Below are 26,934 nucleotides of genomic sequence, written 5' to 3'. Positions count from 1 at the left end.
CAACTTATAGTCTTATCGACTACACGGAGTCACTATGACTGCAAAATCCCTGCTCACTGCGCTGTTGCCACTGGTGGCGGACCTGTCCCGCGAACTCCCCGAGGGCGAACGTTATCGGCGCTTGCTGGAAGCCATGCGCGCCCTGCTCCCCTGTGATGCCGCCGCCTTGCTGCGCCTTGATGGCGAATGGCTGGTGCCGCTGGCTGTCGACGGCTTGAGCACCGACACCCTCGGCCGGCGCTTCAAGGTCAGCGAACACCCGCGCTTCCAGGCCCTGCTCAGCAGTACCGGCCCCACGCGGTTTGCCGCTGACAGCGAAATGCCCGACCCGTATGACGGCCTGGTCGATGGCCTGGACGATCATCTGGAAGTCCACGATTGCATGGGTTGCCCACTGTTCATCGATGAACGGCCGTGGGGCCTGTTGACACTCGACGCCCTCAACCCGGAACAGTTCGAACCGATCGAACTGGATGCCCTTGAGGCCTTCGCCAGCCTCGCGGCGGCAACCGTCAACGCGGCCGAACGCATCGAGCGATTGAACAACAGGGTCGAAGACGAACACCAGCGCGCCGAGGTGTACCGCCAGGCCAGCGGCCAGCAAAACCGCGAAATGATTGGCCAAAGCAAAGCGCACAAACGCCTGATGGAAGAAATCAACCTGGTGGGCGGCAGCGATCTGACGGTGCTGATCACCGGCGAAACCGGGGTGGGCAAGGAGTTGGTGGCCCAGGCCATCCATGCCGCCTCGCCTCGCGCCGACAAACCGATCATCAGCCTCAACTGCGCCGCCTTACCGGACACGCTGGTGGAGAGCGAGCTGTTCGGGCATGTTCGCGGGGCGTTCACCGGGGCAATGAATGACCGACGCGGAAAGTTCGAACTGGCCAATGGCGGTACGCTGTTTCTGGATGAGGTGGGCGAACTGTCACTGACGGTGCAGGCCAAATTGCTGCGCGTGCTGCAAAGCGGTCAGCTGCAGCGACTGGGTTCGGACCAAGAGCATCAGGTCGATGTACGACTGATCGCAGCGACCAATCGCGACTTGGCCGAGGAAGTGCGCAGTGGCCGCTACCGCGCCGACTTCTATCACCGGCTCAGTGTTTACCCCTTGCTGGTCCCGGCGCTACGTGACCGTGGGCGAGATGTGTTGCTGCTCAGCGGTTACTTCCTCGAACAGAACCGCTCGCGCATGGGCCTCAACAGCCTGCGCCTGAGCACCGATGCCCAGGCTGCATTGCTGGCCTACGGTTGGCCCGGCAACGTGCGCGAACTGGAACACCTGATCGGCCGCAGTGCGTTGAAGGCCTTAGGTAACTGCAAGGAACGGCCGAAGATCCTCAGCTTGAGTGCCGCCGACCTCGACCTGCCCTATGCCAGCATCGAGGCCAGCGTCGAAGTCAGCGCTGAGCGCCCCGCCGAAGCGGCCGCGGAAGCAGTGACAGGCGATTTGCGTGAAGCCACCGAACGGTATCAGCGCCAATTGATCGGCGCCTGCCTGGAACGCCACCACCACAACTGGGCGAGCGCGGCCCGCGAACTGGGCCTGGACCGGGCCAATCTCGGGCGGATGGCCAAACGACTGGGGATGAAATAGGCACCGGGCGGTGATCGCTGTGAATGGCGCATAACTTGCTTCGGGAGCAACCTTTGCGGCGGCATTCTGTCGCCGTTTTTTGCCCTCGGATGCGACTGGCTGCTCAATGAATACGACGTTTTCCTGTGTAGGCTGTGGTAAATGCTGCAATGACCACCACGTGCCCCTGACCCTGGCCGAAGCCCGGATGTGGGCGGCCGACGGCGGCCAGGTGATCGTGCTGGTGGAAGCCTTCCTCAGTAATGGCCTGGGCCTGCCGGCGCAGCAACGCGAGCACGCCGAACGTCGCTCGGCGGTGGTGCGCAGCGGCGCCTGCGAGGCTTATGTGGCCATCACCTTTGCCGCCTATAACCCCGGCGCCTGCCGCCATCTTGACCAGGACAACCTGTGTCGCATCTACGAACGCCGGCCACTGGTATGCCGCATCTACCCGATGGAGATCAATCCGCACATTGCCCTGAACATCGCCGTCAAGGAGTGCCCGCCGCAATCCTGGGAACAGGGACCGCAACTGATAGTGGGCGGCCAACTGGCGGACCCGGAACTGGCGCAGCTGATCCAGCGTTCTCGCCAGGCCGATCGCGAAGACATCCACATCAAGGATGCGGTATGTGCGTTACTGGGGATTCGGACCACCGCCCTCAAGGGCGACGGATTTACCGCTTACCTGCCGGACATGACCGAGTTCGCCAAAATCATCGACGAACTGGTCGGGCAGACGTTACCGGCATGGGAAAGCGAATGGCAGTTTCATGTGTCGGGAGACGATGTCGCCGGACAGGTCTTGGCAGCGGGTGCGCAGGTGGTGAGCGAGCCACCCGCTGACTATGCGTTTATTTCGCTGGCGAAGACCCAGGCCCAAGCGCTGGAAAAAACCTGAAACCTAACGCTTGCCCATCGAACGGCGTGTCCCCGGAGGCGCCATTCCCGGGGTCTTGGTGTGGCCATTCTTGGCGCCGTTCTTGTACCAAGGCTGGCTGGCGTCCTTGGTGGCCTGCAGCTCACCCGGCTTGAACGGGAACTTGAACGCCGGGATCGCGCTTTTGGTCTCGCTGTCAGCGCTGGAGTCGACGCTGTCTGGCAGCTCTGCCTGTTCGTCGCTCAAGGCGTCGGCTACCGGCGGTTGTTTCGGGGAAGTCATGAAAAGCTCCGGGTGATGCACACTGTGTCGGGCCCGGTCAGCGAGCCGCGAAAGGCGACAGTATAACGGAACGGCGGCCATAAGCTTCAAGCTGCACGCTTCAAGTTAAAAGCGCTGCGGATAGCTTTTAGCTTGCGGCCTGTTGCTTGAAGCTTGTAGCTTTCCCCACATCCTCCTCCGCCCGACGAGCCCTGTACCCATGAAAAAGACTGTCCTCGCCTTCAGCCGCGTCACGCCAGAGATGGTTGAACGCCTGCAACAAGACTTCGACGTCATCGTGCCGAACCCGAAAAAGGGTGACATCAGCGCCCAGTTCAACGAAGCCCTGCCCCATGCCCACGGATTGATCGGGGTCGGCCGCAAGCTCGGTCGCGCACAACTGGAAAACGCCGCCAGCCTGGAAGTCGTGTCCAGCGTCTCGGTGGGCTATGACAACTATGACGTGGCCTATTTCAACGAACGCGGGATCATGCTCACCAACACCCCGGACGTGCTCACCGAAAGCACCGCGGACCTGGCCTTCGCCTTGTTGATGAGCAGTGCTCGCCGCGTCGCCGAGCTCGACGCCTGGACCAAGGCGGGTCAATGGCAAGCCACCGTCGGCGCACCGCTGTTCGGCTGCGATGTCCACGGCAAGACCCTGGGCATCGTTGGCATGGGCAACATCGGTGCGGCCATCGCGCGCCGTGGACGCCTGGGCTTCAACATGCCGATCATCTACAGCGGCAACAGCCGCAAGACCACGCTGGAACAGGAGCTCGGCGCGCAGATGCGCAGCCTGGACGAGCTGCTGGCTGAGGCCGATTTCGTTTGCCTGGTGGTTCCGCTCAGCGAGAAAACCAGACACCTTATCAGCCATCGCGAACTGGCCCTGATGAAGCCGAGCGCGATCCTGGTGAACATTGCCCGAGGTCCGGTGGTGGACGAGCCGGCATTGATCGATGCACTGCAAAACAACCGCATCCGCGGCGCCGGGCTGGATGTGTATGAAAAAGAACCGCTGGCCGAGTCGCCGCTGTTTCAATTGAAAAACGCCGTGACCTTGCCACATATCGGTTCGGCCACCCATGAAACCCGCGACGCCATGGCCAACCGCGCTCTGGCGAACCTGCGCAGTGCCTTGCTGGGTGAGCGCCCACAAGACCTGGTCAACCCGCAGGTCTGGAAAGGCTGAATGAATGATGGCACGTCTGGCTGGACGTGCCACTTTCCATAATATCAAACGGCTTTTCTACTTGAATAAAACAGGCGACATAACTTGCAACGCAGTCTCCGACTGAACTTTCCTGAACAGCTATAAACTTCGAGCCATTAAAGAAAGCACCAGACGTGCACTCGGAGAACATACCAAAATGAATAAACTTACTACCGCCTCCGTGACAAGGCGGAGCAAAATAATTATTGTTTTTACAGCAGCATTATTCGGACTTATGACCATCGCTAACAATATCTCCGACTATACGGCATATGCCGACTACATCGGGCGCATCATCAGCATGACTGACACCGAGGGTAACGACTCCCGGCGCTACAGGGCAATCACCTCCACCATGTTCCATCATCGCTTTTACTGGGCAATCATTTCGCTCGAGATCATTTACACTTTTAGTTGCCTGGTAGGTACCTATCAGCTCTGCCGAAAAGTCGATGCACCACGCAACGAATTTCACGAAGCAAAAAAATTCGCGATCGCTGGTCTTGCCACCGGTATTTTTGTTTATCAGGCTTTATACGTCATCATACTCAATGAATGGTTTGACCTGGATTACTCTGCTCATCGCAACACCTATATGTGGGCAGAAAACAACATTCAATACATGTTTCTCGGCCTGATCTATCTCACCGCAGTGAAAGACCGCTGAACAAACTGCGGCTCAGGCCAGCTTCCCCGCCACAGGCCTGGCACTCGTCCCGGGTTTGCGAAACACCAACACGTTGCCCAGCATGACCATCACCAGGCCCACGAGCGCCGGGGGCGTCCATTGATAGCCTTCGGCAAATGCCGAGACATTCAGCGCCACCACCGGAAACAGCACAGTGCAATAGGCCGCACGCTCGGGCCCCATGCGCCCGACAAGGGTCAGGTAGGCAGTGAAACCGATGACCGAACCGGGAATCACCAGGTACAGCAGCGAGCCGATGTAGCGGGTGTTCCATTCCATGTCGAACGGAGTTCCCTTGACCAGGCACCACACCGACAACATTGCAGCGCCGTAGGCCATGCCCCAGGCATTGGTCGTCAGTGGCTTGAGCCCGGCCTTTTGTTGCAGGCTCGACAGCATGTTCCCCGCCGAGAAACACAAGGTGCCACACAGGGCCAAGCCAAGGCCGAGCAAGGTTTGCGGGCTGGCGGTGTGACCCGCCAGTTCGGGCCAGAACAACAGGCCCAGGCCGAGCAAGCCCAGCGCGCCGCCCATCAGCACATTGCGGGCGATTTTCTGAGCGAAGAACACCCGTGCGTTCAGCGCATTCCACAGCGTGGCGGTGGAAAACACCACGGCGACCAGACCGCTGGGGATCCACTGACTGGCGGTCAGGAAACACATGAAGTTGACGCAGAACAGGCACAACCCCTGCGCCAGGCAAATCAGATGCCCACGGCGGTTCATCACTTGCAGGCGGCGGCTGAGCAGCAAGATCACGAACAGCACCAACGCTGCCAAACCAAAGCGATAGACAATGGACACGGGAATCGCCACCACGCCCAGTTGCCATTTCAGGGCAATCCAGGTGGTGCCCCAGATCAGCACGGTCAGCAAATACAACGAAAGGTTCATGGCAAAGGCTCCTCGATAGGCGCCCAGTGTCATGCGCCGCGTTGCGCGGCACTTGCATAATCTTGCGCTTTTGTCAGGCGACGGGCTGGCAGGCAGGTGTCTACGGAGTAGGATGCAAGGCGTTGGAGAGAAACGATCATGCCCGCACTGGAATCCCTGCAAGTGTTTCAAGCCCTCAACCGCTCGCCCAATGCTCGCCTCGAGCACAGCGCCGAGCTCGGTGACGGATTGGCAGCAGCCTTGTGGAACAACCACCACGATGCCCAGGACTACGAAGCGCCGAGCCACCACACGCTGTCCTGCTACATCGCTGGCGGTACCGGGACCTTCCGGCGTGACCAGCCCGGCACCAAGGGTGCTCCGGACAAGCTGTGCATCCTGCCGGCCGACCATCAGTCAGGCTGGGTGATCAATGGCGACATTCGCCTGGCCCACCTGTATTTCAGCCCTGAACAATTTGCCCTTGGCTGCGTCACCCTGCTCGATCGCGAACCACGGCAACTGCAGTTGCGTGAGCAAACTTTTCTGGATGACCCACAACAGGCGTTGCGCTTTCGGCACTTGATCAGCCTCAACTGGGACGAACCCGCAGAACGCTTGCTTACCAGCAGCCTGGCCCATGAAATGCTCGCCCACGCCCTGCTCAGCCAGGTCAGCATGCGTCCCGGCTTGCGCCTCAAGGGTGGCCTGGCTGCGCATCAGCGGCGGCATCTGGTGGAGTTCATCGACAGTCAGTTGGCCGAAGCCATCAGCCTGGGGCAGTTGGCTGCGTTGTGTGCATTATCCGAATACCACTTTGCACGGATGTTTCGTGAGAGTTTCGGTTTGCCGCCCCATCAATATGTGCTGGCGCGGCGCTTGAGCCGGGCGCGGGATTTGCTGCGCACCACCTCGCAGCCGCTGGGGGAGATTGCATTGGCGTGCGGGTTTGCCAGTGCCAGTCACTTTACCAACCGTTTCAGGCAGGCACTGGGGGGGACGCCGGGGGAGTATCGGCAGGCGTTTTTGCGCTAGATGTAGGAGCGAGGCTTGCCCGCGAAGAACGATAACGCGGTGTAACAGATACATCGCGGCGCCTGGTTCGCCGGCTAGTCGGATCGCCGCACCGCTGGCTCCTACATGGATGAACGATGATGCGGTTTCTGATCAGAACTCCAGGGTGCTCGACAACGTTACCTGCCGAGAATCCCCCATCGACACAAAGAACCGGCTCGCCGCCGAGGTGTAGTACGTGCGGTCAAACAGGTTCTTCACGTTGAGCTGAAACTTGACCCGCTGCCCGTCGAGTTGGGTGTCGTAGGTGGCAAACGCATCGGCGACGGTGTAGCTCGGCAGGTTGAAATCATTCACGGCATTGCCCGCTCGCTCCCCGACATAGCGCGCCCCGGCGCCAACCCGCAACTGGTCGCCACCGATGACGCTGCCGAAGTCGTACACCGCCGACAGCGAGCCGCTGTTCTTGGCCACATTCTGCAGCTGTTTGCCTTTATAGACCGGGTCTTCGGTGACTTCGGCATCGGTATAGGCATAGCTGCCGATCATGCTCCAGTGGTCCGTGAGCTGTCCGCTCAAGTCCACTTCCAGGCCACGGGAACGCACTTCGCCGGCCGCACTGTAGAGGGTCACCGGGCCTTCGGCGTTAGCCACCAAAACGTTGCGTTTCTTGATGTCGAACAGCGCAATGTTGCCCGTTACGCGGCCCGGCATTTCCAGCCTGGCGCCCACCTCCCACGACTTGGCTTCTTCCGGCGCAATGCTGCCATCGAGCACGGTGCTGCTGCCGCTCAATGGCGCAATGGTCGAGTTGGGTTTGAACGATTCGGTGTAGCTGCCATAGAACGACAGTTCATTGGTGTAGCGATAGACCAGACCGGCGCGCGGCACCCATTTCTGCCCGTTGCTGTCGGTGTTGGCCTTGAACGGCACGCCCTTGCCAGCGTACTGGTCATACTCCTGGAAACGCCCGCCCGCCACCAGGATCCATTGGTCGGTGAGGTGGATCGAGTCCTGCAAAAACACCGAATCGCTGCGCAGGATATCGGTCTGCGCACTGTCGGCCGGACTGACCGTGGTGCCTGGGACTTCGCGGCCGTACACCGGGTCGAGGTAGCTGAAGGTGGTCAGGCTTTTCTGGCGGATCAGGTCGGCGCGGTAAATCTTGCGGTATTCGTCATCGACCCCGAGCACCAGGTCATGTTGCATGCCGGCGACATCGACCTTGCCTTCAAGGCTGGCGGTGGTGAAACGGTCGGTGCTGATCGCATTCTGCGTACCATCCATGCTGCGTGTCAGCGTGCCTTTGCTGGTGTCGATGGCGGTCACGCGCACTTGGCTGGCGTCATAGGTCTCGCGATTCCAGCTGTAGCCGAAATGGGCTTTCCAGTTGTCGTTGAGGTCGTGATCGGCCTGGAAGTGGTACAGGTCGGAGCGCCCTTCCATGTTGTTGAACGGTTCGTCGAGCCGGCGATCACGGGGGATGTCCAGCGGATGATTATCACGCGGATCGATCACCGTGCCGCGGTCGAACGGGGTCAGGAACTCCCGGTGTTCATAGGCGAACGTCAGCTGGGTGCTTTCACCGAACCAGGCCAGCGACGGCGCCACCAGCGTCTCGCGGTGCACACCGTAATTGCGCCAGTAATCTTCGTCTTCGTGGTCCAGCACCATGCGGTAGGCGAACCCTGAGTCGCCCAAGGCGCCCGTGCTGTCAAAGGTGCCGCCGCTGCCGTTCTTGCCCTCGCCATAGGTCGAGCCACGCAGGGTCAGGGCGTTGTATGGATCAAGCTCCGGCTGCTTGCTGACCATGTTGACCACGCCGCCGGGATCCTGAATGCCATAGAGCAAAGAAGCCGGGCCCTTGAGCACTTCGACCCGGTCCACGGTAGCGTTCATGCCCCGCCCCTGTACCACCGGCATGCCGTCGCGCATGATCGAGCCGTTGCGGTTATCGCCGAACCCGCGGGTCATCACCGAATCCTGAGTGCTGCCCAGCGTGTTGCCCTGGGTGATGCCGCTGACGTTCGCCAGCGCGTCATCCAAGTTGCGCGGGGCCTGGTCGCGAATGACCTGGGCCGGGACCACGTTGACCGTCTGGGGAATTTCCTGCAACGGCGTCGAGGCGCGCATCACCGAGCTGGTGGGTGGCGGCTGATAGCTGGTGGACTGTTCCATCACCGAGGTGATGGTGGTGGCGCTCAGATTCAACGCGCCCTCGGTCGGTTGCGGTTCCAGGACCATGGTGTGCCCATCGATACGGCGCGAGGTCAAGCCGGAACCGCTGAGCAAACGCTGCAGGGCCTGTTCGGCACTCAACTGTCCGTTGAGCGCCGGGGCAGTGAGGCCGTAAGGCGCTTCATCGGTGTAGACCACGCTGATGCCGGTGACGTGACTGAAGTCACTCAAAGCCTGGGGCAGTGGTTTGGCGACCATCGAAAAGCTGAACAACGTACCTTGCGGGGTGCTGGCCTGCGCGGCCATCGCCCCATTCAGCGGCAGCAGCGCCAACGCCGCGAAGCTCAACGCAGACACACCCAACCATTGTTTGACCGAACCCGATAATGCCCTGGACTTCATGACTCATGACCTGTGTAGAACCGCAACGGATGCGAATGACTCGCAGTTTCAGTCACTACACGGATGGCGTTCGGTTTTACCTCAGTAGAAAGTTGAAAATCTTTTGACTCATGTCAGCGCAAAATAATCAGATGCCCCAGAACCTGGTGCTGCTCAAACCCCAACACACCCTGTAACGAACTCAGCACCGCCTGCGGGTCCTTGCTCGGAAAGCTGCCACTGACCTTGCGCTTGGCCAGCTCATCATTAAGCAACACGATTCGCCCCGGGTAATAACGCCGCAGATCCTCAACTACATCGGCCAGCGTCGCCTTGTAGTAAGTGAGCCATCCCTGGCGCCAGCCCAACTGCGCTTCGCTGTCCACCGCGTGGAGATTTTCCGCTGAGCCTTCGCCGTAAGCCACTTGCTGGCCGGCCGTCAGGATCTGCTGCTCCGCGTTCTTGTCGGCCGTTACGCCAACCCGACCCGACAGCACCGTTACCTGCGCCCCACGGGGCTGCAGTCGCACTTCGAACTGGGTGCCGAGCACCCGCGCCTGGCCCTTCTCGGCGTCGACCACAAACGGCTCCCCGGTATGGGTCACATTGAAAAATCCGGCACCGCGGCGCACCTGTACATGCCGCTCACCAGCACTGAAATCCACGGCAATCGCACTGTCGGCATCCAGGGTGACCTGCGATTGATCGGCCAGGGTGACGGTGCGGATTTCCCCCGGCGCCGAGACATAATCGGCGCCCAAGTCGTCGACCCAACGCACCGGCTGCCGACCGCTGCCGAGGCTGATCATCAGCAGCAGGCAAGCCGCCATGGCCAGCGCACCCGACCAACGCCGAACGTTGCTGCGCCGTGAGCGATTCATGGCGTTGAGGTAACCCTGCAAGGCCAGCGCGTCCTCATCGGCGAGCGCGCGCGCCGGCACTTCGCTCAACTCCCACAGCACTTGCGCACGGGCATACGCCTCGGCATGAGCGGGGTCGGCCTGCAACCACTGACTGAAGTTGGCTTGATCGCCGCTGGTGGGCTGGTCGTGCAACAGACTCAGCCAGGCCAGCGCTTGTTGCTCCTGAGCGGGCGTCGGCATGACGCGTTCGATGCTATTCACTGTGCTTTCCCTGGCGTGCGCGGCGCGGATTCGCGCAGGCTGGCCTTGCAGGCCTCGAGCGCGCGCATCATATGTTTTTCCACGGCACTCTGGGACAGGCCCATGGCCTTGGCGATCTCGGCGTACTTGCGGCCATGGATGCGGTTGAGCAAAAAGATCTGCCGCGTGCGCGCAGGTAACGCGCGCAACGCCGCTTCGACGTGGCGTAGATCGTTGCCTGCCTCCAGCGCTGCTTGCGGCTCGCAGCCCATTCTGTCTGCCGGTTCAGCCATCAAACCTTCGTTGGCCCGCACCCGCGTGCCTTCGCTGCGCAAGTGGTCGATGGCGATGTTGCCGGCGCAGCGCAACAGATAGGTGCTGAGTTCTTCAACTTGCACCAGGGGTCGTCGCCAAAACCGCACGAACAAGTCTTGCACCAGGTCCGCCGCCGTCGCCCGGCAACCGACGCGACGACTCACCAGCGCTTCCATTTGCGAACGCTGGGAGAGAAACACCTTTAGAAAATGCGCACGGTCGCCGCGTGGTTCGGCGTGCTCGATCTCGGGAGATTCGGGAGGCGTCATCGATTCAGTACTGCGCCATGGCGGCAATCGGGCTGGCCAACAGGCTCGCCCCGGCCAGCGCCAACGCCAGGCGCGGGCGATACGGCAGCAACAACACCAGCAGCAAGGCACTGAGCATCAGCACCGCGCACCACTCCACCAGGCCCAGCCCCCCGCCTGTGACCGACACCGCAGCCCAGAGTGACAAGGTCAACAATATCCCGCCAGCCAGCTTCAATCCCTGGCGTAAGCGGCGCGGCGGTTTGCGCCCCAGCAAGTCGGCATGATGCCGATCCATCGATAAACACAGTGCCGTGAAACCGGCGTAGCAGAGCAGTGAGGTCAGCAACATTCAGTTTGCCTCGTGCTCAAGGTGGGTCGATCGGGCCCGTTGCTGCCCACGGACTTCAGCCCGCCCTGCACGTTGCATTTTCCAGGCGGCCCAACCGAGCAACAGACCGCTGGCCAGGCACGCCAGATCAAAACCGGCCATGGCCCAATCCCCCTCTGCGAGCGTGACGCCAAGGGGGTAGGGCGTGGTCAAGGCGTTGAGCAACGGCACTGCGCCGAACAGCGTCGCCGCCAGCGTCAATTGCTCCACCCAGGCGGCGCGGCCTGGGCGAACCATGGCATGCAGAAGGCTCAGGCCCCACACCACAAAGAAGCTGTTGACTTCCCAATCCGCCCGACCGGCCATCTCGACCGGCAGCAATCGGTTGGCCCAGAAGAACACGGCGACGGCGACCAGCAACCCCGCCATGCTGGCAATGTTAAGGACCTCCACCAGGCGCAATTCGAACGGCATCACACCGCACTTGGCATGCTTGAGCTGGCGTTTGCCGAGCCAGATCACCAGCCCCGTGCCGATCATCGCCGTGCCCGCCAGGCCGCAGATGAAATACAGCCAGCGCAACACCGGGCCGGCAAAATGCCCCATGTGCAAGCCATAGAACCCGCCCGCAATCGCCATGGGCAGCGTTCGTGGCGGTGTCGAGTCGAGCAGTTGCCCGGACACGCCATTGAAGGTCACGGCGCTGCCATAGTCGTAGACCACCCGGTCCGCGCTTTCCCGGGCCAGAACCACCGACGCATTCGCATCGCCAGGATTGCTCACCGTCAAGCGTGCGGCCCTCCCGCCTGCCCACTGCTCGCGCGCCTGCTCCAGCAAAGGCGCCAACGCCACCAACGGAGCGGGTTGGCCAGCCGGTGGCGGCGTATCGGCAGCCGGAAACACTTCGCTGTAAAAGCCTTGGGCATCGCCCTTGTACGCCGCCAGCATGCTCGCCGGCATCACCATCGCCATGAAGATCACCAGGCTGCTGTAGGTAATCATCAGGTGGAAGGGCAACACCAGCACACCCACCGCGTTATGCCCGTCGAGCCAGGAACGCTGGCCCTTGCGCGGACGGAAGGTAAAGAAGTCCTTGAAGATTTTCTTGTGGGTGATGATGCCGCTGATCAGCGCGACAAACATCACCATGGCCGCGAGGGTCGACAACCAGCGGCCCCACGGATAAGGCATTTGCAGTTGAAAGTGGAAGCGATAGAAGAACTCGCCGCCCCGGGTATCGCGGCCCTGCACTTCATTTCCGGTTTGCGGGTCGAGGAACTTTTCCGTGAGCTGGCCGCGCGTACCGGGCTTGGCCGGCGTCGGTTGCCAGCGCACTGACAGGCGTGGATCACGGGCTCCCGGCAAATCAATGATCCAGCGCGCAGCGCCCGGGGCGTGTTGCACAAGCCAGGCCTGGGCCAGGGCCAGGCTGGCTTCGGTGGACACTGACCGGGCAGGGATTTCCGGCTGCATCCAGTGATTGGTTTCGTCCTTGAAATAAGCCAGCGTACCGGTCAGGAAAATCGCAAACAGCAGCCAGCCGAAGATCAAGCCGGCCCAGGTGTGCAGCCAGGCCATCGCCTGGCGAAAGCCCTCTTTCATGACCGCTCCATCCAGTACGCCAGGCCCGCTGCCGCCGCCAGCATCACAGATGGCACGATCAATCCGAACCACGCCCGCCATGCCGTGCGGCAGGCAAAGCACCAGATCACCGCCAGCAGATAGACCACAAATGAGCTCATCATCCCGGTCACTACCGCGTCGGTACGGGCCATTGGCGCCCAAAGCGTGAGGCAAACACTGGCCAACGCCGTCACGAGGTACCCGCCGAACACAGCCGCCAGCACCCGCGAGGTGACCGCCAGTCGATAGGAAATGGGGAGCGTGGGGCTTGTGGTTTTCATGTCGCGACCTTGAAAGCGGGTGAGGCCGCATGAACGTCACGGGGCCAGCAAGGCGCAATACTAATGATAAATATTCTCATACGCAAAGCTGTAGGGCGAAATCGACTGGGGGAGACGGGCGTATGGATCGTTCCCACGCTCTGCGTGGAAATGCATCTACGGACGCTCAGCGTTCGGCTTTGAAGGGACGCGGAGCGTCCCGGACTGCATTCCTTTGCTGCGCGTGGGAACGATCAAAAACAAAACGGGCCTGCATGGCAGGCCCGTTTTCATTGGGAAGGTGAATCAGGCATCAAGCGTTTTGCGCAGCCTGTTCGTTTTCAAGAAACTCTTCTTCCAGCAGCTTGTCGGCGTGAGGCCTGCGCTCGAAAGGCACCACGGCAGCGCGTGGTTTGCCGCGCAGTTTGCCGAACAGGTGTTCAAGGGCGTGTTCGAGTTTCTCGGCGGCTCCGTCGATCGCCAGTTCCAGGCTGGCGGCTTTATGGGTGACAGAAATCGGTTGGTGGCCTTTTGGCCGCGCTTCCAGCTGACAGCGCAAATCATGGGGACCAGGCTTGTCGCCGTTTTCGTCCCGCAGGTGAACCTCGACGCGGGTCAGGTCCTCCTCATAACGTTCGAGCGTGCTCTCAATGGTGGTTCGTACCCACTCCTCCAGTCGGATGCTGCTTTGAATATGGTTATCGCTATTGACTTGGATTTGCATAGTTCATCCCTTATTTCAGCTAGCTCGCGAGAGGCCGGTCAGCTAAGCCCTTGGGCGTCATCACCGTGACCTCTTACTTACACAATCGGTCTGTACGATGAACAATTCAACCCCTAAAAAAAGATAAATATCTAATCGCAAAAAAAGCCGGACAACTGGCAAAAGCACTGTTAAGGTCGGGAATTGGGTCGCCCCGCTCTTACGAAATAATTGCTCACATCTGCCGCTCCCCCAGCGGGTGCAGGCCACGAAAGATCCCCGCCTCCTCCACCAGCCAGTCATGCACCGCACGCACGCCTGGATGGCTCAACGCCCCCGGCGCGTAGAGCACCATGTAGCGCTTGTGATTGGGCACCGCCAAACCGAACGGTACGATCAATGCGCCCCGCTCCAGCTCGTCATTGAGCAGCGTACGCCGTGCGATCGCCACGCCCATCCCGGCGATGGCCGCCTCGATGGTCAAGTGATTGCGGTTGAAGGTATGCCCGCGCCGCACGTCAGCACCTTCGAAGCCGATGGCATCGAGATAGAACTCCCATTCCGCGTATTCGTAACTGCCGCGCCAGGCAGTGATGTCATGCAGCAACGGAAAATGCAGCAGGTCCGCCGGACCATGCAACGGCGGACGACCACGCAACAGGCCTGGGGCACACACCGGGAAAATCTGCTCGTCGAGCAAGGCTGTGGATAACAAACCGGGGTAGCTGCCGTCATTCAGATCGATGGCCAGGTCGAAATCGCCTTCGTGCAACGGCACGCTGCTGTCTTCGGCGACCAGGCGCAGCTGGATGTCCGGGAAGCGCTGCTGCAAGCGCGGCAGGCGTGGTGTCAGCCACTTGCTCAGAAACGACGGAATCGACCGCACGCGCAGCGTGCCGCTGATCATGCCTGCGTCCAGCCGGCGCAATTCCGCGTCGATGCTGCCGTAGGCCTCGTTGACCGTAATGGCCAGTCGCTGGCCCTCGGCGCTCAGCTCCACACCCCGGGCACGCCGATGAAACAGGCGAAACCCCAGGCGCTCTTCCAGTTGCCGAATCTGCTGGCTGACCGCCCCCGGCGTGATGTGCAGTTCTTCGGCGCAACGGGTGAACGACAAGTGCCGCGCGGCACAGGAAAACACCTGCAGCCAGACGTAAGTCTGGGCGTGTAATTGACGGCTCATCGTTTAGTCCTGCTAAAGGCTGTCTTAGGAAGTTTCGTTGGTCACGTAGGACTGAGAGAGGCAGTATCGCTTAAATTGCGCTTGTCCTACAGAAATGGCGGCGATTCATCTTCCATTGCAGGAATAGGCTTTAGCATGGCTATCAGTGTTTTCGATCTCTTCAAAGTCGGCATCGGCCCGTCCAGCTCCCATACCGTCGGTCCCATGCGTGCTGCCGCGACCTTCGCCCAGGCGTTGGTGGACCAGGGTTGCGTGACGGACGTACGGCGAGTGGAAATCCGCCTGTACGGCTCCCTGTCGGCAACCGGTGTCGGTCACGCCACCGACCGGGCCTGCGTCATGGGGCTGATGGGCGAATGGCCGGACCGTATCGATCCCTCCACCATCGACAGCCGGATCCATGCCTTGCGTGAAACTGGCGAGTTATTGCTGGCAGGCCAAGCGAGCATTGCCTTCAACTGGTCACGCGATCTCCTGCTGCTCGACGAGAGTTTGCCCTACCACCCCAACGCCATGTCCCTGACAGCCTTCGGTGAAACCGGCGAGCTGTTCGAGCAGACCTACTACTCGGTCGGTGGTGGTTTCATCATCGAGGCGGCAGAAGCCGAGTCGGGGATTTCACCGGCTCGCGACGTCGATTTACCCTACGACTTTTCCAGCGCCGCCGAACTGCTCAAGCTCTGCAACCAGCACGGCCTGCGCGTTAGCCAGTTGATGATGGCCAACGAACGGGCCTGGCGCAGTGACGAGGAAATACGCCATGGCTTGCTGCATATCTGGTCGGTGATGCGCGAGTGCGTGGAGCAGGGGCTGGAGCACGAAGGCATTCTTCCTGGCGGCCTGAATGTGCCGCGACGTGCGGCGAAATTGCACCGCAGCTTGTTGGAAATCGGCAAGCCGAACGTCATCACTTCGACCCTGTCGGCCATGGAGTGGGTGAACCTGTACGCCCTCGCCGTGAACGAAGAAAACGCCGCCGGTGGTCGCATGGTGACCGCACCGACCAACGGCGCTGCGGGGATCATTCCGGCGGTGTTGCATTACTACATGAAATTCAACCCCGACGCGTCGGACGACGACGTCGTGGCGTTCTTCTTGGGCGCGGCTGCCGTCGGCATTCTGTGCAAGAAAAACGCCTCGATCTCCGGCGCCGAAGTCGGCTGTCAGGGGGAAGTCGGCTCTGCCTGCGCCATGGCCGCCGCCGGCCTGGCAGACGTGCTCGGTGCCACACCGGAGCAATTGGAAAACGCCGCCGAGATTGGCCTTGAACACAACCTCGGCCTCACCTGCGACCCGGTCGGCGGGCTGGTGCAAGTGCCGTGCATCGAGCGCAACGCAATTGCTGCGGTAAAGGCGATCAACGCCACGCAAATGGCCCTGCGCGGCGACGGCAAACACTTCATCTCCCTGGACCGGGTGATCCGCACCATGCGCGATACCGGTGCCGACATGCACGACAAGTACAAAGAGACATCACGCGGTGGTCTGGCGGTGAGTTGGGTGGAATGTTGACCGGATTGGTGGCACGCGGACGGTCAGTGCCCTGAAACGGGCTAGAAAAAACAACGTGGGCCATCGTGCCCGCGTTGTTTTTACGCGCGTTTCTTATCTGACAATCTTTCCGGCATGCCCCTTGCTATATCCCCCTTGGAACATTGATGGCGATATTGACGAGAAAATGGCCGGTGATCTGGCGTTGCGAACCAACCCGATCACGGTCGGTCAACAACTGCACGTTCAATCAAGCGGTGACGCATCATGGACAACCCTTTTCAGCTCATTACCGATGCTTTTGCAGCGGACTATCAGATCAACCTGAGCATTCAGGGTCTGGATGGCAGCATCATGCTGACCCTGTCCAACAATGGCCGCGTAGTCGCAAAGCGCATGATCAGCGCCGAGCAACGCAACGACCCGCAACGCCTCAAACGCCTGGTGCAAAGCATTCAGTTCGGCATTGCCATCGAACAGGGCCACAGCGCGGTGGCCATCCTCGAAGCCATGACCGATGGCGGCACGCACAGCCTGCCGCCACCGCCGCTGAAAAACCGGCCGCGCCCGGCCGTCAGGCTTTAAAGCTCGCCCTTCTCCACTTCCGGATGTTCACCCGAGCCCGCACCGGTCTTACGGTGCGGGTGCTCGATCTTCACCGAGGGAAATTGCGAGGAGGCGTAGCGCACCACCAGAATTGCAAACGCCAGCAGCAGGATCCCGCCGCACAGGTAGATGATCCCCAGGTCCGGTGGATTGTGATGGGACACGTTGGAAATCAGTAGCCGCGTAAGTGCCGTGATCGCCACGTAGATCAGGAAACGCACCGGCATGTGATTGGTCTTGAAGTAAATCCCGACCATCGCACCCAGTTCCAGGTAAATGAACAGCAGCAGGATGTCGTCGATCTTGATATGCCCCTGCTCGAGCATCCCGAGAAACTCCATCACCGCAGCCCACGCGGTCACCGCACCAATAGCGAACAGCGCCAGGTAGTGGAAGGTTTCGACGAACAGGTTGCCCAGTGACTCGGCCAGTTCATGCACGTTCTGCCGCAGTTTTTCGGCCCAGTTGATTTTCACGATGATGCTTCCTTAGGTCGGCTCGACCGGATAATGCAGGTTGGACGTGACGGTTGTTCTGCATGCAGAAACAAGGCCAGTACCATGATGGCGAGCCGCCTCGGATTCTGCTCCGTGGCGTTTGGTCGCAGCTAACCTTTCTTTACCAAGCTACCAATGCCCGAGGCCTGAAAAACCTCGAAACCGGCCTACATTAAAAAGCCACTACCCAAACCCCAAGGATTCGCTTATCCTTTGCTGTATATAGATACAGTAGTCGAATCAGACAAACAAATTTGAAGGCATGTGAGGTGGTGAATGGCCGTCGAAGTGGTATACCGCAGCAGCCGAGATCTGGAGCGCTTGTTCATGGATAAAGCCGAAGCTGACCGTCATGACAAAATGCTCGAACTGGCCGAGTTGCTGGCTGACGTGTTGCAAAAAGCCGTTCCGTCCCTGACCGAACAGCAAGTGGAAGAAGTCGGGATCTACATGGCGAAGAACCGCGACGTGTTCGCCAAGGCGTTCAAGAGCCAGCCGGACGCCTTGTCCGAACTGCTCACAGCGCCAGCAGAAGTTGCGCAGCCGGTGGCAGTGGCTCCTGTTGAAGCACCTGTTGCTGTTGAAGAGACAAGCGTTGCTGCGCCCGTTGCTCCGGCCAAGCCTGCCAAGGCTGCGAAAACAGCCAAGTAAGCGACGTCCGTTGTGTAGGAGCTGCCGCAGACTGCGATCTTTTGATCTTTTTTATCGATACAGCACTTTCTCCGCCAACTCGTCCGCCACTCGGGCCGGTGAGCGTTTTTCCGCCTGGGCGTGGGCGAAGACTTCGGTGAGTCGCGAACTGATTTTCGACAGGTGCGCGGTGATAGTGCCCAGCTCTTCGCCACGATGCTTGAGCGAGACATAGATCAATCCACCGGCGTTGATCACATAATCCGGCGCATACAGGATGCCCCGCCGCTCCAGTTGATCGGCGACGTCCAGATGGGTCAGTTGGTTATTCGCCGAACCGGCCACTGCCGAACAGCGTAGTTGCGTCACGCTGTGGCTGTTCAGCACCCCGCCCAGACCGCAGGGAGCAAGAATGTCGCAAGGCGTACTGAGTAATGCGTCATTGGCAATCGGGTGCGCGCCGAGTTGTTCCATCGCCAGTTGTACCTTGCCATGGTCAATGTCGCTGACCAGCAATTCGGCCCCGGCGGCGTGCAACTGCTCTGCCAGGGCAAATCCGACGTTGCCCAGGCCCTGGATGGCGACGCGCAGGCCTTCGAGGTTATCGCTGCCCAACCGGGCCATCGCCGTGGCGCGTATGCCGGTGAACACACCCATCGCCGCGTGCGGCGCGGGGTCGCCCGCCGAGGTGGTGCTGGTGACGTGCTGGGTCTGCTGGGCGATGCAATCCATGTCCGCCACCGAGGTGCCACTGTCGATGGCGGTGATGTAGCGCCCGTCGAGCTGATTGATGCAGCGCCCGAACGCTTCAAACAGCGCAGCACGATCGGCCACGTGAACGGGGCGAATGATCACCGCCACGCCGCCGCCCTGGGCCAGGCCGGCCAGGGCCGCCTTGTAACTCATGCCTTGGGCAAGGCGCACCGCATCCTCGACTGCAGACTCGTCGCTGGGATAGGCAAGATAACGGCAACCGCCCAGAGCAGGCCCCAAACGGCTGTTATGAATGGCAATCACCGCCTTCAACCCGGTGGCCGGGTCGACGCTAAGATGTAGCGATTCAAGGCGAGTGCTTTGCATGAGAGCGAACATCGTAAGGCTCCCGAATCACTTCTTGTAGTCGCCAGTATAGGCTTGCGCACAAAAATTGCAGAAGCGCACCGGCATAAGCAAAGGCGCCATGCAAGCTTTAGGAAATAACCGAAACTGGGCTCTGTGCGGTACTGGACGAATGGCAAAGACCGGTCTAAAACGAGGCATAGCCCGGAGATTTTCATGACGCCGCGCCAATCGTTTTTCGCCTGCCTGCAACGATCACCGCCTGCGCTGTTCGAGGCGGCGCTATGGATTGCCGTCGAACATGACAATCAGGTTAATCCCGAGGCTGTGTTGGCGCACTTCAAAGAGCTGCAGCTGCGGATCAGTGGCGGCTTGCCGATGCTGCCCGTGAGCGAGTTGGCGCAACCGTTGCTCAGGCGCATGGTTGAGTTGGGGTTCGCTCAGGACGACTTCGCCCCCTTGCGACCGCAAGTGGCATTACTCGATAAAGTCCTGGAGCGCCGCCGCGGACAACCGCTGGCCCTGGGGCTTATAGCCCTGGAACTGGCCAGAGGCCTCGAGATTCCGCTGGTCGGCGTCAACTTCCCGGGGCATTTGCTGCTGCGGGTGCCAGGCGCCGATCATCTGCTTGACCCCTGCGGCGGCCGGCGCCTGTATCCCAACGATTGCCGGGAACTGCTGCACCGCCAGTACGGCCCGAACATGCAGCTTAACGCTGAGCACATGGTCACCGCCGACCCCGCGCAAATGCTCCAAAGACTGTCACGCAATTTGCGCCAGCTGCATCTTTCCCACGACGATTACATTGGCGCGTTGATCGACGCCGAACGCGTGCTGGAGCTCGGCAACGCCAGTGCCTCCGACTACCTGGCCCGGGCCAGCCTCTACCAACGCCTGGACTGCCCGAATGCCGAGCGCTTCGACCTGGAACATGCGCTGCTGCTCAGCGACGATCCGATCCAGCGGATTCGCCTGACTGAGCGACTGGGGCATTTGCCACCCAACTCCATCGTTCATTAAAAGCAAAAAAGATCGCAGCCTACGGCAGCCCCTACATGAGATCCCTATAGGAGCTGCCGCAGGCTGCGATCTTTTGATCCTGCTTCTATCAGGGAGTGTCGGGCTGGTTAGCCGGATGCGCCTTGATGAACGCCGGGTGGCTGGCCACCAGCGCCGCTACCCGGCGGATTCGCGGATAAGCCTCAAGGGAAATGTTGAAGCGCTCGGCGGCGTACAACTGTGGAATCAAGTACACATCCGCCAACCCGGGCTGCGAACCAAAGCAGTACCCCTCATCGCCAATCAACTGCTCCACGGTTGCCAGCCCCTGGCTTATCCAGTGCCCGATCCACTCGACAACCTGCGGTTCATCAATGCCCAACTGGCGCAGCCGATTGAGCACGCTGACATTGTGCAGCGGATGCACATCGCAGCCGATCAGCGCCGCCACGCCACGCTCACGTGCGCGGGCAACAAGATCTTTGGACAGCAGCGGCACCTGTGGATAACGTTCCTCAAGGTACTCGATGATCGCCGGTGACTGAATCAGCAGCTCGCCTTCATCGGTGCGCAACGCCGGCACGCGGCCTTGCGGGTTAATGCCCAGGTACGCTGGCTGGCGATGCTCGCCACCAGATGGCGCGATCAGATTGACTGGCAGCGCCTGGTAATCCAGGCCCTTCAACGCCAGCGCAATCCGTACCCGATACGACGATGTCGAGCGGTAGTAGGTATGGAGTTCCATGAACCGATCCCCTTAGCGAGCCGGCAACACTTTGCCGCGGCATTCGCCGAAACCGATGGACGCAAACCCTTCGCGGCTGCAACGGCCACGCAGGATGATTTCATCGCCGTCCTCGAGGAATTTACGCACTTCGCCCGAGGCCAGTTCGATCGGCTTTTTACCGCCCTCGGTGATTTCCAGGAGGCTGCCGAGCTGGTCGTTTTGCGGCCCCGACAAGGTGCCCGAACCGAAAAGGTCGCCGGCCTGCAACTGGCAGCCATTGACACTGTGATGCGCAACCAGCTGCGCCACGGTCCAATACATGTGTTTCGAGTTGCTCAGGGCCAGGCGATGGGCCGGCAGGTTCTGCTCGCGCATGGCTTCGGTGAGCAACAGCACTTCCAGCTCGATGTTGAACGCGCCAGCAGCTTGATCGCGTTTATCGAACAGGTACGGCAGCGGCTGCGGATCGCCTTCCGGACGTGCCGGCTGGGCGAGGCGGAACGGTTCCAGCGCTTCGGCGGTCACGACCCACGGTGAAATGCTGGTGATGAAACTCTTCGACAGGAATGGACCCAGCGGCTGGTATTCCCATGCCTGGATGTCACGCGCCGACCAGTCATTGAGCAAGCAGAAACCGGCGATGTGGTCAGCAGCGTCACCAATGGCTATGGAGTCGCCCATGTCGTTGCCCTGGCCGATCCAAATGCCCAGTTCCAACTCGTAGTCCAGGCGTGCACAGGGCCCGAACGTCGGCTCGGTCTGACCGGCCGGCAGCGTCTGGCCTTTCGGACGGCGCACGTCGGTGCCCGACGGGCGTATGGTCGAGGCGCGACCGTGATAGCCGATCGGTACGTACTTGTAGTTAGGCAGCAACGGGTTGTCCGGGCGGAACAGTTTGCCGACGTTCTGTGCGTGCTCGATGCCGACGTAGAAGTCGGTGTAGTCGTTGATCTTCGCGGGCACGTGCATCTGGCAATCGGCTGCCAGAGGCAGCAGTTTTGCGCCCTGGGCCTCGATCTTGCCGTGCAGGGTGCTGCCGTCCTTGAGCAACTCGATCAAACGTTCACGCAAGGCTACGCGAGCTTCGCGGCCCAGCTCGAAGAATGCGTTCAACTGACCGCCACAGGTGGCTTCGACCGCGGCTTTAGCAGCACCATCGAACAGGCCGGCATCGAGTGCCGCTTCCAGATCGAAGATATGGTCGCCGATGGCCACGCCACTGCGCGGTGCCGCCCCCTTCACGCTGAACACGCCCAGCGGCAGGTTTTGCAGCGGGAAATCCGCATGACCGTTGGCCGAGGCAACCCAGCTGCGAGTTATGGAAGTTTGCGTCATGGGTTATCTCCGGGTCGGGTCGAAAGTGGCGGGAAAGGTGGCCCAGCAAGCATCGTAGTTGTCTTGCAGTTGCGGGCAATCGAGGGCGAACCGGCTCGGGCGCAGCACCTGGCTGGTCTCGAACATGAAGGCCATGGTGTTGTCGATTTTCGAAGGTTTCAGGTCAGCGTTGATCGCCTTGGTGCAGGTCTCGCCGTCTGGCCCGTGAGCGCTCATGCAGCTGTGCAGCGACGCGCCGCCGGGCACAAACCCCTCGGCCTTGGCATCGTACTCGCCCTGGATCAGGCCCATGAATTCGTTCATCAGGTTGCGGTGGAACCACGGTGGACGGAAGGTGTTCTCGGCCACCATCCAGCGTGGCGGAAAGATCACGAAGTCGAGGTTGGCCAGGCCGTGGACGCTGGTCGGCGAGGTCAGCACCGTGAAGATCGACGGGTCCGGGTGATCGAAGCTGACCGAGCCGATGGTGTTGAAACGGCGCAGGTCATATTTGTACGGCACGTTGTTACCGTGCCAGGCGACCACGTTCAACGGTGAGTGATCGAGCTCGCAACCCCACAACTGGCCGAGGAATTTCTGTACCAGGGTCGTGGGCTGCTGAAGGTTTTCGTAGCAAGCCACCGGGGTCAGGAAATCACGTGGATTCGCCAGGCCGTTGCTGCCGATCGGTCCCAGGTCCGGCAGGCGCATTGGTGCGCCGTGGTTCTCGGCGATGTAACCGCGCGCTTGCGGATCGAGCAGTTCAACGCGGAATTTCAACCCGCGAGGCAATACGGCAATTTCCAGCGGCTCGACTTCCAGCACGCCCAGTTCGGTGGCGATGCGCAGACGGCCCTGTTGCGGCACCAGCAGCATCTCGCCGTCGGCATTGAAGAATACGCGCTCCATGGAACGGTTAGCGCAGTACTGGTAGATGCTGATCCCTGCCGGTTTATCCGCGCCGGAGTTGGCCGCCATGCTCACCAGGCCGTCGATGAAATCGGTCGGTTCGGCGGGAATGTCCAGCGCGTTCCAGCGCAGGCGATTGGGGGTCACTTCGCCCAATGGACCGCCGGCCAGTTGCCGATCGAGCTTGACGAATGCCGGGTGATTGGCCGAAGGCTGAATCCGGTACATCCACGTCCGCCGCGCTTCGCTGCGAGCCATGGTGAACGCGGTGCCGGAGAATAGTTCGGTGTAGAGACCGTAAGGGGCTTTTTGCGGGGAGTTCTGGCCGACGGGCAGTGCGCCAGGCAATGCTTCACTGCTGAATTCGTTGCCGAAGCCTGACTGATAAGCCAGTGCTGGCGTCGTTGAATCGGAGTTCATGGAGCCTCCTGAACAGAGAGTCGACAGTGGCCGGTCGCTCTGCTGCAGAGTTCGTGGCACGCCGAGGTTATTTTTATCGTAATCCAATTACGCATAACGTAATTTGATTGGCGTTGACCGTCAAGCTATAAAGACGCCCATTCGTCCCGGGATCACAACGCCTCCATGGAAAAGCCTGACAGCAACGGTAAACAGAAAGTCCGCTCGGCCGAGGTGGGTACCGACATCCTCAAGGCCTTGGCCGAGTTGTCACCCTCGACTTCACTCTCGCGCCTGGCCGAACACGTGCAAATGCCGGCAAGCAAGGTTCACCGCTATTTGCAGGCGCTGATTGCCAGTGGCTTTGCCGAACAGAATGCGGCGACCAACCATTACGGCCTGGGCCGCGAAGCCTTGCGCGTCGGATTGGCGGCACTCAACAGTATGGATGTGCTGAAAGTCGCCGCCCTGCCGTTGGCTGAGTTGCGCGACGACCTGAACGAAACCTGCTTTGTGGCGGTGTGGGGCAATCAGGGCGCTACCGTGGTGCATATCGAACCGGCGGTGCGGGCAGTGACGGTGGTGACGCAGTTGGGGTCGGTGCTGCCATTGCTCAGTTCCTCCACGGGCCTGGTGTTTGGCGCGTACCTGCCCAAGCGTGAAACCGTGGAGTTGCGTGAACAGGAACTGCTGTCGGCCAGCGCTCATCCCCTGGGTGATGACCAGGTCTATGAATCGCTATGTGGGCAGATCCGCAGCCGTGGCTTGCATCATGTACATGGTTTGTTGATGCCTGGTGTCGATGCATTGTCGGCACCGGTGTTCAACGCCGTCGGGCACGTGGTGGCAGTCGTCACCATTGTCGGCCCGGCCTCGTTGTTTCATGCCGACGAAAACGGCCCGGCGGCGCAGCGTTTGCTGGCGGCGACGCGGGCCGTGAGTTGGCGGATGGGGTATGAACCGCCCACCGTCATCGGCTAGCCGGATTACATCAAAATCGTTTGCTCGCTGGAATCAGGCTCGGCGAGCGACTCCTTCATCAGTTGGCTGACAACGGCCAGGTCCACCGTTTTGCCGGTGCACGCAGAGATGACGCCCATGCAGGTATTAACATTGCCGAGTTGTTTGGCAATGGCCTTCTGCACCATCGAAAAACCTAACTTGCCAATGCGCATCGTGGCCAGCTCCATCATGCAATCGAGGTAAGTTGAGAACAGCTTCTCGTAGCTTCCTTCCTGAAACGCCTTCGCCCCCTCAAACACCGCCTTCGTCATCACGACAGCACTTAACGCGAGCCCGATGGGTGCAAAAGGGATACTGACAATGGTAACCGCCGCGACTGCGGTGTCGTATATCAGCTTGCCGACAATCTCCGCGAGACTGGTCGTCTTGGCATCAACGTCGTCAATGATCTGAGCCATTGCATCGGTGTAACAACGGGAGAAATCCCGGACTCGACTATCGAGTTGCAAATGCGGGATGTCCTCGATGCTGCGCAGCTTCACTTTCTCGAGGTATGCACTGACGACTTTCTGCTGCGTCAACTTGGCTCGCTTGCTGTAATAACTGCCAAGCCCTGCCGTTTTCACCGATCTGGCAAACTCGGCCAAGGGCCTGAACGATCTGCAATCCGGTGCAGAGGGGGTATACAGCAGATCATCCGCGACGCCATTGTGCATGAGGCGGAAAATATAAAGGCCCTCGACCTGGCAACCTTGCAGATAAAACCTGTAGAGGCCCTCGCGTTGAGGGGACTCGGGATCTTCAACATGCGAGATTGGGTCAGGTTCCACTTCGTGCGACTGATCAATCAGCCCTTCGATCTGCTCAAATTGCTTGCGTTCAAGATGACCATTGAACAGCGCTTCCAGCGCTGAACGATGCATTTCATTGCGCCGCAGATCCGCGTAGACGTCGCGCTTCAAGGCATAACCCGGGGCGTTCTGATCCAGGTAATCAGCCCTCAACATGGCGATGTACTGTTCACCTGGGCGCAACGTTCTAGACCAACCAGGCAAATACTTGATCAGCAGGCTGGATACGGGTGGATGACCGGGTGATAGACGAATGGACGGGTAAATTCCGGGGTTATGGGCCGGGCCACTCTCTTCGGTAATGTGATGTTCATCGATGATCATCCGGGACAAGGTCATCTCGCTGGAATCATCAAGCCTCACCACAATCAGGTCAGGATCTATGTCGACTGTTTCGCCGTGTTGCGCCAGGACTTCCTCTGCACGCTTCTTGATCAGCTTAGTGGCGAAATCCTCGTAACTGATCAGCGCCGCCTCGCGGCTTGCAAGTCGGGTCAAACCTTTGAGCTCGGTGTTCAGCCGGGCAAAACATTGTCGCTGGGTGGCGGTGGCCGAACGATACCCGGCAGGAACAACCGCTTGCATTTCCCCCCGCAACCAATCGACATGCAGCATAACCCCCTGGCGCAATGCACCCTCTGCGCTGTTTGGCCAAGGGCTGCGCTGGATACCACACCACTGACTCGGCAGGTCCTGGAGACGTCTCATGTACGCGTCGAAGCTGGCGCGTTCACTGGCCAGCGCCTGGCGGCTCAGATAACTGCGCCCTTCGGGTTGAGCGGTCCAATCGAACAAATGGAAATTCAACTGCCTGAAGCTCGCGAACTCATACCAGCTCCTGCCACCCGGGGCCTGCGGTGCATAAAGCACACAAGGGCCTTCTTCACCCTGCGGCCCGCAACAGACAATCATCCCCTCGAAAGCGCCTTTCGCATCACCGAACGAGAGCGCTCCCATGGAACAACGCTCATCACCTTGCGAGGAGATGGCGACGATCTGCAGGCTCTCGTCACTGATATGCCTTTGTAGCTTCGCGCTGAATGAACTCAGCCGTATACGACGACTCAACAGAATCTGTTGCGCTTGAATCACCGCTTCGTCCGTGTATTTCTTTTCGAATTGTTCCGCATAGAATTTGCGCATGCTCGCGTCGACCATCACCTCCAGAAGATCCTCTGCGGTCACACCGGACGGCAACGCTTGCCCTTCCAGTTTGATCTCCAATGGAAGGGTGGTGGAGCCGTGCAAATCGTTGAGCATGAACTCGGGAAGCGTCAAGCGATTGCTTTGCACAACCTTTTGCTTGCCGACGAAGAATGTGTAGTGAGTGCTGACGAAAATATGGTCCGGGTCAACAACCTCACCGCAGAGGATTCGAACAACTTCCCGCGCTTGAAATCTGGCGAACGCCTTGAGGGATTTTACTTCTCCAAGCAGTTCATCCAGCGCCTGTTCGCTTTCTGTGACGGACTGCTCGGTATCAAAGTAGTACTGGCGATCCTCCTCACTTGCACGTTGCAGCCAATCCGGCAGTTGTGGTGCTTGCCTGGAGGGGCGTAAAACTTCTTCTTGAAGCTTATACGCGGATTCATTGGTTAATCCATTAAGTTCCATGCACTGTCCTTTTTGCATAAATTATTATGCGGGTCGTTTACT

The 26,934-nt window shown here is 60.2% G+C and carries 25 protein-coding genes and 1 pseudogene; 10 read left to right on the top strand and 16 right to left on the bottom strand.

What is annotated here, in order from left to right; genetic code table 11:
* Positions 1–34 precede the first annotated feature (34 nt).
* The gene (norR, locus tag ACIO0C_RS16455; RefSeq protein ID WP_401313770.1) at positions 35–1,597 is read left to right on the top strand and encodes a nitric oxide reductase transcriptional regulator NorR; all 1,563 of its coding nucleotides are present in this window, start codon (positions 35–37) and stop codon (positions 1,595–1,597) included.
* A 106-nt stretch (positions 1,598–1,703) separates the two neighbouring features.
* Positions 1,704–2,477 (top strand): YkgJ family cysteine cluster protein, encoded by a 774-nt coding sequence (locus tag ACIO0C_RS16450; RefSeq protein ID WP_401313769.1) that lies wholly within the window; start codon positions 1,704–1,706, stop codon positions 2,475–2,477.
* A 3-nt stretch (positions 2,478–2,480) separates the two neighbouring features.
* On the opposite strand, the gene ACIO0C_RS16445 is transcribed toward ACIO0C_RS16450, so the two are convergent.
* Positions 2,481–2,738, bottom strand: a complete 258-nt coding sequence (locus ACIO0C_RS16445; protein ID WP_110746903.1) for a hypothetical protein — start codon at positions 2,736–2,738, stop codon at positions 2,481–2,483.
* 199 nt (positions 2,739–2,937) lie between these two features.
* Between ACIO0C_RS16445 and ACIO0C_RS16440 the strand changes: the two genes are divergently transcribed.
* Entirely contained in the window at positions 2,938–3,912 is a 975-nt protein-coding gene (locus ACIO0C_RS16440) for a 2-hydroxyacid dehydrogenase (protein WP_401313766.1), read from the top strand.
* Between the two features lie 178 nt (positions 3,913–4,090).
* The gene (locus ACIO0C_RS16435; RefSeq protein WP_401313764.1) at positions 4,091–4,600 is read left to right on the top strand and encodes a DUF2165 family protein; all 510 of its coding nucleotides are present in this window, start codon (positions 4,091–4,093) and stop codon (positions 4,598–4,600) included.
* Positions 4,601–4,612: 12 nt separating this feature from the next.
* On the opposite strand, the gene ACIO0C_RS16430 is transcribed toward ACIO0C_RS16435, so the two are convergent.
* Positions 4,613–5,515, bottom strand: a complete 903-nt coding sequence (locus ACIO0C_RS16430; protein ID WP_401313762.1) for a DMT family transporter — start codon at positions 5,513–5,515, stop codon at positions 4,613–4,615.
* A gap of 138 nt (positions 5,516–5,653) precedes the next feature.
* On the opposite strand from ACIO0C_RS16430, the gene ACIO0C_RS16425 reads away from it, so the two are divergent.
* Positions 5,654–6,529 carry a helix-turn-helix domain-containing protein gene (locus ACIO0C_RS16425; protein ID WP_401313760.1) on the top strand — a complete coding sequence of 292 codons (876 nt, stop codon included), beginning with the start codon at positions 5,654–5,656 and terminating at the stop codon, positions 6,527–6,529.
* Between the two features lie 132 nt (positions 6,530–6,661).
* Here the strand turns inward: ACIO0C_RS16425 and ACIO0C_RS16420 are convergent, their stop codons facing one another.
* From ACIO0C_RS16420 to ACIO0C_RS16385, 8 genes are all read right to left on the bottom strand, one after another.
* Positions 6,662–9,088 (bottom strand): TonB-dependent siderophore receptor, encoded by a 2,427-nt coding sequence (locus tag ACIO0C_RS16420; protein ID WP_401313758.1) that lies wholly within the window; start codon positions 9,086–9,088, stop codon positions 6,662–6,664.
* Between the two features lie 113 nt (positions 9,089–9,201).
* Positions 9,202–10,191: a FecR family protein gene (locus ACIO0C_RS16415; protein ID WP_401313756.1), complete on the bottom strand. Its 990-nt coding sequence runs from the start codon at positions 10,189–10,191 to the stop codon at positions 9,202–9,204.
* Positions 10,188–10,754 carry an RNA polymerase sigma factor gene (locus ACIO0C_RS16410; RefSeq protein WP_401313755.1) on the bottom strand — a complete coding sequence of 189 codons (567 nt, stop codon included), beginning with the start codon at positions 10,752–10,754 and terminating at the stop codon, positions 10,188–10,190. Before ACIO0C_RS16410 ends, ACIO0C_RS16415 begins: the two co-directional genes overlap by 4 nt.
* A 4-nt stretch (positions 10,755–10,758) precedes the next feature.
* Positions 10,759–11,085, bottom strand: coding sequence for a DUF3325 domain-containing protein (locus ACIO0C_RS16405; protein ID WP_401313753.1), 327 nt, complete (start codon positions 11,083–11,085; stop codon positions 10,759–10,761).
* Positions 11,086–12,666: a PepSY-associated TM helix domain-containing protein gene (locus tag ACIO0C_RS16400; RefSeq protein ID WP_401313751.1), complete on the bottom strand. Its 1,581-nt coding sequence runs from the start codon at positions 12,664–12,666 to the stop codon at positions 11,086–11,088. It abuts the gene before it with no gap.
* Entirely contained in the window at positions 12,663–12,968 is a 306-nt protein-coding gene (locus ACIO0C_RS16395; protein ID WP_401313749.1) for a DUF3649 domain-containing protein, read from the bottom strand. Before ACIO0C_RS16395 ends, ACIO0C_RS16400 begins: the two co-directional genes overlap by 4 nt.
* Before the next feature lie 292 nt (positions 12,969–13,260).
* Complete coding sequence (locus tag ACIO0C_RS16390) at positions 13,261–13,671, bottom strand: HPF/RaiA family ribosome-associated protein (RefSeq protein ID WP_008054445.1); 411 nt, start codon at positions 13,669–13,671, stop codon at positions 13,261–13,263.
* A gap of 214 nt (positions 13,672–13,885) precedes the next feature.
* Positions 13,886–14,833 (bottom strand): LysR substrate-binding domain-containing protein, encoded by a 948-nt coding sequence (locus ACIO0C_RS16385; RefSeq protein WP_401313747.1) that lies wholly within the window; start codon positions 14,831–14,833, stop codon positions 13,886–13,888.
* Between the two features lie 135 nt (positions 14,834–14,968).
* Between ACIO0C_RS16385 and ACIO0C_RS16380 the strand changes: the two genes are divergently transcribed.
* Positions 14,969–16,345 carry an L-serine ammonia-lyase gene (locus ACIO0C_RS16380; RefSeq protein ID WP_401313745.1) on the top strand — a complete coding sequence of 459 codons (1,377 nt, stop codon included), beginning with the start codon at positions 14,969–14,971 and terminating at the stop codon, positions 16,343–16,345.
* Positions 16,346–16,591: 246 nt separating this feature from the next.
* Positions 16,592–16,909, top strand: coding sequence for a DUF3509 domain-containing protein (locus ACIO0C_RS16375; RefSeq protein ID WP_401313743.1), 318 nt, complete (start codon positions 16,592–16,594; stop codon positions 16,907–16,909).
* On the opposite strand, the gene ACIO0C_RS16370 is transcribed toward ACIO0C_RS16375, so the two are convergent.
* Positions 16,906–17,406, bottom strand: a complete 501-nt coding sequence (locus tag ACIO0C_RS16370; protein WP_008054441.1) for a phosphate-starvation-inducible protein PsiE — start codon at positions 17,404–17,406, stop codon at positions 16,906–16,908. The two genes, ACIO0C_RS16375 and ACIO0C_RS16370, sit on opposite strands and share 4 nt — an antisense overlap.
* 297 nt (positions 17,407–17,703) lie before the next feature.
* On the opposite strand from ACIO0C_RS16370, the pseudogene ACIO0C_RS16365 reads away from it, so the two are divergent.
* Positions 17,704–17,943 (top strand): annotated as a pseudogene (locus ACIO0C_RS16365) (YebG family protein); the annotation flags it as partial.
* A gap of 186 nt (positions 17,944–18,129) precedes the next feature.
* On the opposite strand, the gene ACIO0C_RS16360 reads toward ACIO0C_RS16365, so the two are convergent.
* Complete coding sequence (locus tag ACIO0C_RS16360) at positions 18,130–19,149, bottom strand: Glu/Leu/Phe/Val dehydrogenase dimerization domain-containing protein (RefSeq protein ID WP_272604677.1); 1,020 nt, start codon at positions 19,147–19,149, stop codon at positions 18,130–18,132.
* Positions 19,150–19,332: 183 nt separating this feature from the next.
* Here ACIO0C_RS16360 and ACIO0C_RS16355 point away from each other — a divergent pair, with 183 nt between their 5' ends.
* Positions 19,333–20,136, top strand: coding sequence for a SirB1 family protein (locus ACIO0C_RS16355; RefSeq protein ID WP_401313741.1), 804 nt, complete (start codon positions 19,333–19,335; stop codon positions 20,134–20,136).
* Between the two features lie 88 nt (positions 20,137–20,224).
* Here ACIO0C_RS16355 and maiA read toward each other — a convergent pair whose 3' ends face one another.
* From maiA to hmgA, 3 genes are read right to left on the bottom strand one after another with little or no spacing between them, the layout of a single operon-like run.
* On the bottom strand, positions 20,225–20,860 hold the full coding sequence (gene maiA / locus ACIO0C_RS16350; RefSeq protein ID WP_401313739.1) for a maleylacetoacetate isomerase: 636 nt from the start codon (positions 20,858–20,860) through the stop codon (positions 20,225–20,227).
* A 12-nt stretch (positions 20,861–20,872) separates the two neighbouring features.
* Positions 20,873–22,177: a fumarylacetoacetase gene (gene fahA / locus ACIO0C_RS16345; RefSeq protein ID WP_401313737.1), complete on the bottom strand. Its 1,305-nt coding sequence runs from the start codon at positions 22,175–22,177 to the stop codon at positions 20,873–20,875.
* Between the two features lie 3 nt (positions 22,178–22,180).
* Complete coding sequence (gene hmgA, locus ACIO0C_RS16340) at positions 22,181–23,485, bottom strand: homogentisate 1,2-dioxygenase (RefSeq protein WP_401313735.1); 1,305 nt, start codon at positions 23,483–23,485, stop codon at positions 22,181–22,183.
* Positions 23,486–23,650: 165 nt separating this feature from the next.
* On the opposite strand from hmgA, the gene ACIO0C_RS16335 reads away from it, so the two are divergent.
* Positions 23,651–24,445: an IclR family transcriptional regulator gene (locus ACIO0C_RS16335; RefSeq protein ID WP_401313734.1), complete on the top strand. Its 795-nt coding sequence runs from the start codon at positions 23,651–23,653 to the stop codon at positions 24,443–24,445.
* A 5-nt stretch (positions 24,446–24,450) separates the two neighbouring features.
* Here the strand turns inward: ACIO0C_RS16335 and ACIO0C_RS16330 are convergent, their stop codons facing one another.
* Positions 24,451–26,892, bottom strand: a complete 2,442-nt coding sequence (locus tag ACIO0C_RS16330; protein WP_401313733.1) for a dermonecrotic toxin domain-containing protein — start codon at positions 26,890–26,892, stop codon at positions 24,451–24,453.
* Positions 26,893–26,934: the final 42 nt, after the last annotated feature.

This window comes from Pseudomonas sp. NPDC087336, from assembly GCF_044744285.1.
In the GTDB taxonomy this organism is placed as follows: Bacteria; Pseudomonadota; Gammaproteobacteria; order Pseudomonadales; family Pseudomonadaceae; genus Aquipseudomonas.
The sequence above is the reverse complement of the archived record's forward strand: the minus strand, read 5'-3'. Positions and strand labels throughout refer to the sequence as shown.

Bases quoted from the DNA above. Each gene is read 5' to 3' on its own strand.
- ACIO0C_RS16430 (WP_401313762.1), bottom strand. From the start codon at position 5,515: ATGAACCTTTCGTTGTATTTGCTGACCGTGCTGATCTGGGGCACCACC.
- hmgA (WP_401313735.1), bottom strand. From the start codon at position 23,485: ATGAACTCCGATTCAACGACGCCAGCACTGGCTTATCAGTCAGGCTTC.
- ACIO0C_RS16335 (WP_401313734.1), top strand. From the start codon at position 23,651: ATGGAAAAGCCTGACAGCAACGGTAAACAGAAAGTCCGCTCGGCCGAG.
- fahA (WP_401313737.1), bottom strand. From the start codon at position 22,177: ATGACGCAAACTTCCATAACTCGCAGCTGGGTTGCCTCGGCCAACGGT.
- ACIO0C_RS16425 (WP_401313760.1), top strand. From the start codon at position 5,654: ATGCCCGCACTGGAATCCCTGCAAGTGTTTCAAGCCCTCAACCGCTCG.
- ACIO0C_RS16405 (WP_401313753.1), bottom strand. From the start codon at position 11,085: ATGTTGCTGACCTCACTGCTCTGCTACGCCGGTTTCACGGCACTGTGT.
- ACIO0C_RS16410 (WP_401313755.1), bottom strand. From the start codon at position 10,754: ATGACGCCTCCCGAATCTCCCGAGATCGAGCACGCCGAACCACGCGGC.
- ACIO0C_RS16440 (WP_401313766.1), top strand. From the start codon at position 2,938: ATGAAAAAGACTGTCCTCGCCTTCAGCCGCGTCACGCCAGAGATGGTT.
- ACIO0C_RS16400 (WP_401313751.1), bottom strand. From the start codon at position 12,666: ATGAAAGAGGGCTTTCGCCAGGCGATGGCCTGGCTGCACACCTGGGCC.
- norR (WP_401313770.1), top strand. From the start codon at position 35: ATGACTGCAAAATCCCTGCTCACTGCGCTGTTGCCACTGGTGGCGGAC.
- ACIO0C_RS16385 (WP_401313747.1), bottom strand. From the start codon at position 14,833: ATGAGCCGTCAATTACACGCCCAGACTTACGTCTGGCTGCAGGTGTTT.
- ACIO0C_RS16390 (WP_008054445.1), bottom strand. From the start codon at position 13,671: ATGCAAATCCAAGTCAATAGCGATAACCATATTCAAAGCAGCATCCGA.
- ACIO0C_RS16450 (WP_401313769.1), top strand. From the start codon at position 1,704: ATGAATACGACGTTTTCCTGTGTAGGCTGTGGTAAATGCTGCAATGAC.
- maiA (WP_401313739.1), bottom strand. From the start codon at position 20,860: ATGGAACTCCATACCTACTACCGCTCGACATCGTCGTATCGGGTACGG.
- ACIO0C_RS16375 (WP_401313743.1), top strand. From the start codon at position 16,592: ATGGACAACCCTTTTCAGCTCATTACCGATGCTTTTGCAGCGGACTAT.
- ACIO0C_RS16420 (WP_401313758.1), bottom strand. From the start codon at position 9,088: ATGAAGTCCAGGGCATTATCGGGTTCGGTCAAACAATGGTTGGGTGTG.
- ACIO0C_RS16380 (WP_401313745.1), top strand. From the start codon at position 14,969: ATGGCTATCAGTGTTTTCGATCTCTTCAAAGTCGGCATCGGCCCGTCC.
- ACIO0C_RS16435 (WP_401313764.1), top strand. From the start codon at position 4,091: ATGAATAAACTTACTACCGCCTCCGTGACAAGGCGGAGCAAAATAATT.
- ACIO0C_RS16355 (WP_401313741.1), top strand. From the start codon at position 19,333: ATGACGCCGCGCCAATCGTTTTTCGCCTGCCTGCAACGATCACCGCCT.
- ACIO0C_RS16360 (WP_272604677.1), bottom strand. From the start codon at position 19,149: ATGTTCGCTCTCATGCAAAGCACTCGCCTTGAATCGCTACATCTTAGC.
- ACIO0C_RS16330 (WP_401313733.1), bottom strand. From the start codon at position 26,892: ATGGAACTTAATGGATTAACCAATGAATCCGCGTATAAGCTTCAAGAA.
- ACIO0C_RS16395 (WP_401313749.1), bottom strand. From the start codon at position 12,968: ATGAAAACCACAAGCCCCACGCTCCCCATTTCCTATCGACTGGCGGTC.
- ACIO0C_RS16445 (WP_110746903.1), bottom strand. From the start codon at position 2,738: ATGACTTCCCCGAAACAACCGCCGGTAGCCGACGCCTTGAGCGACGAA.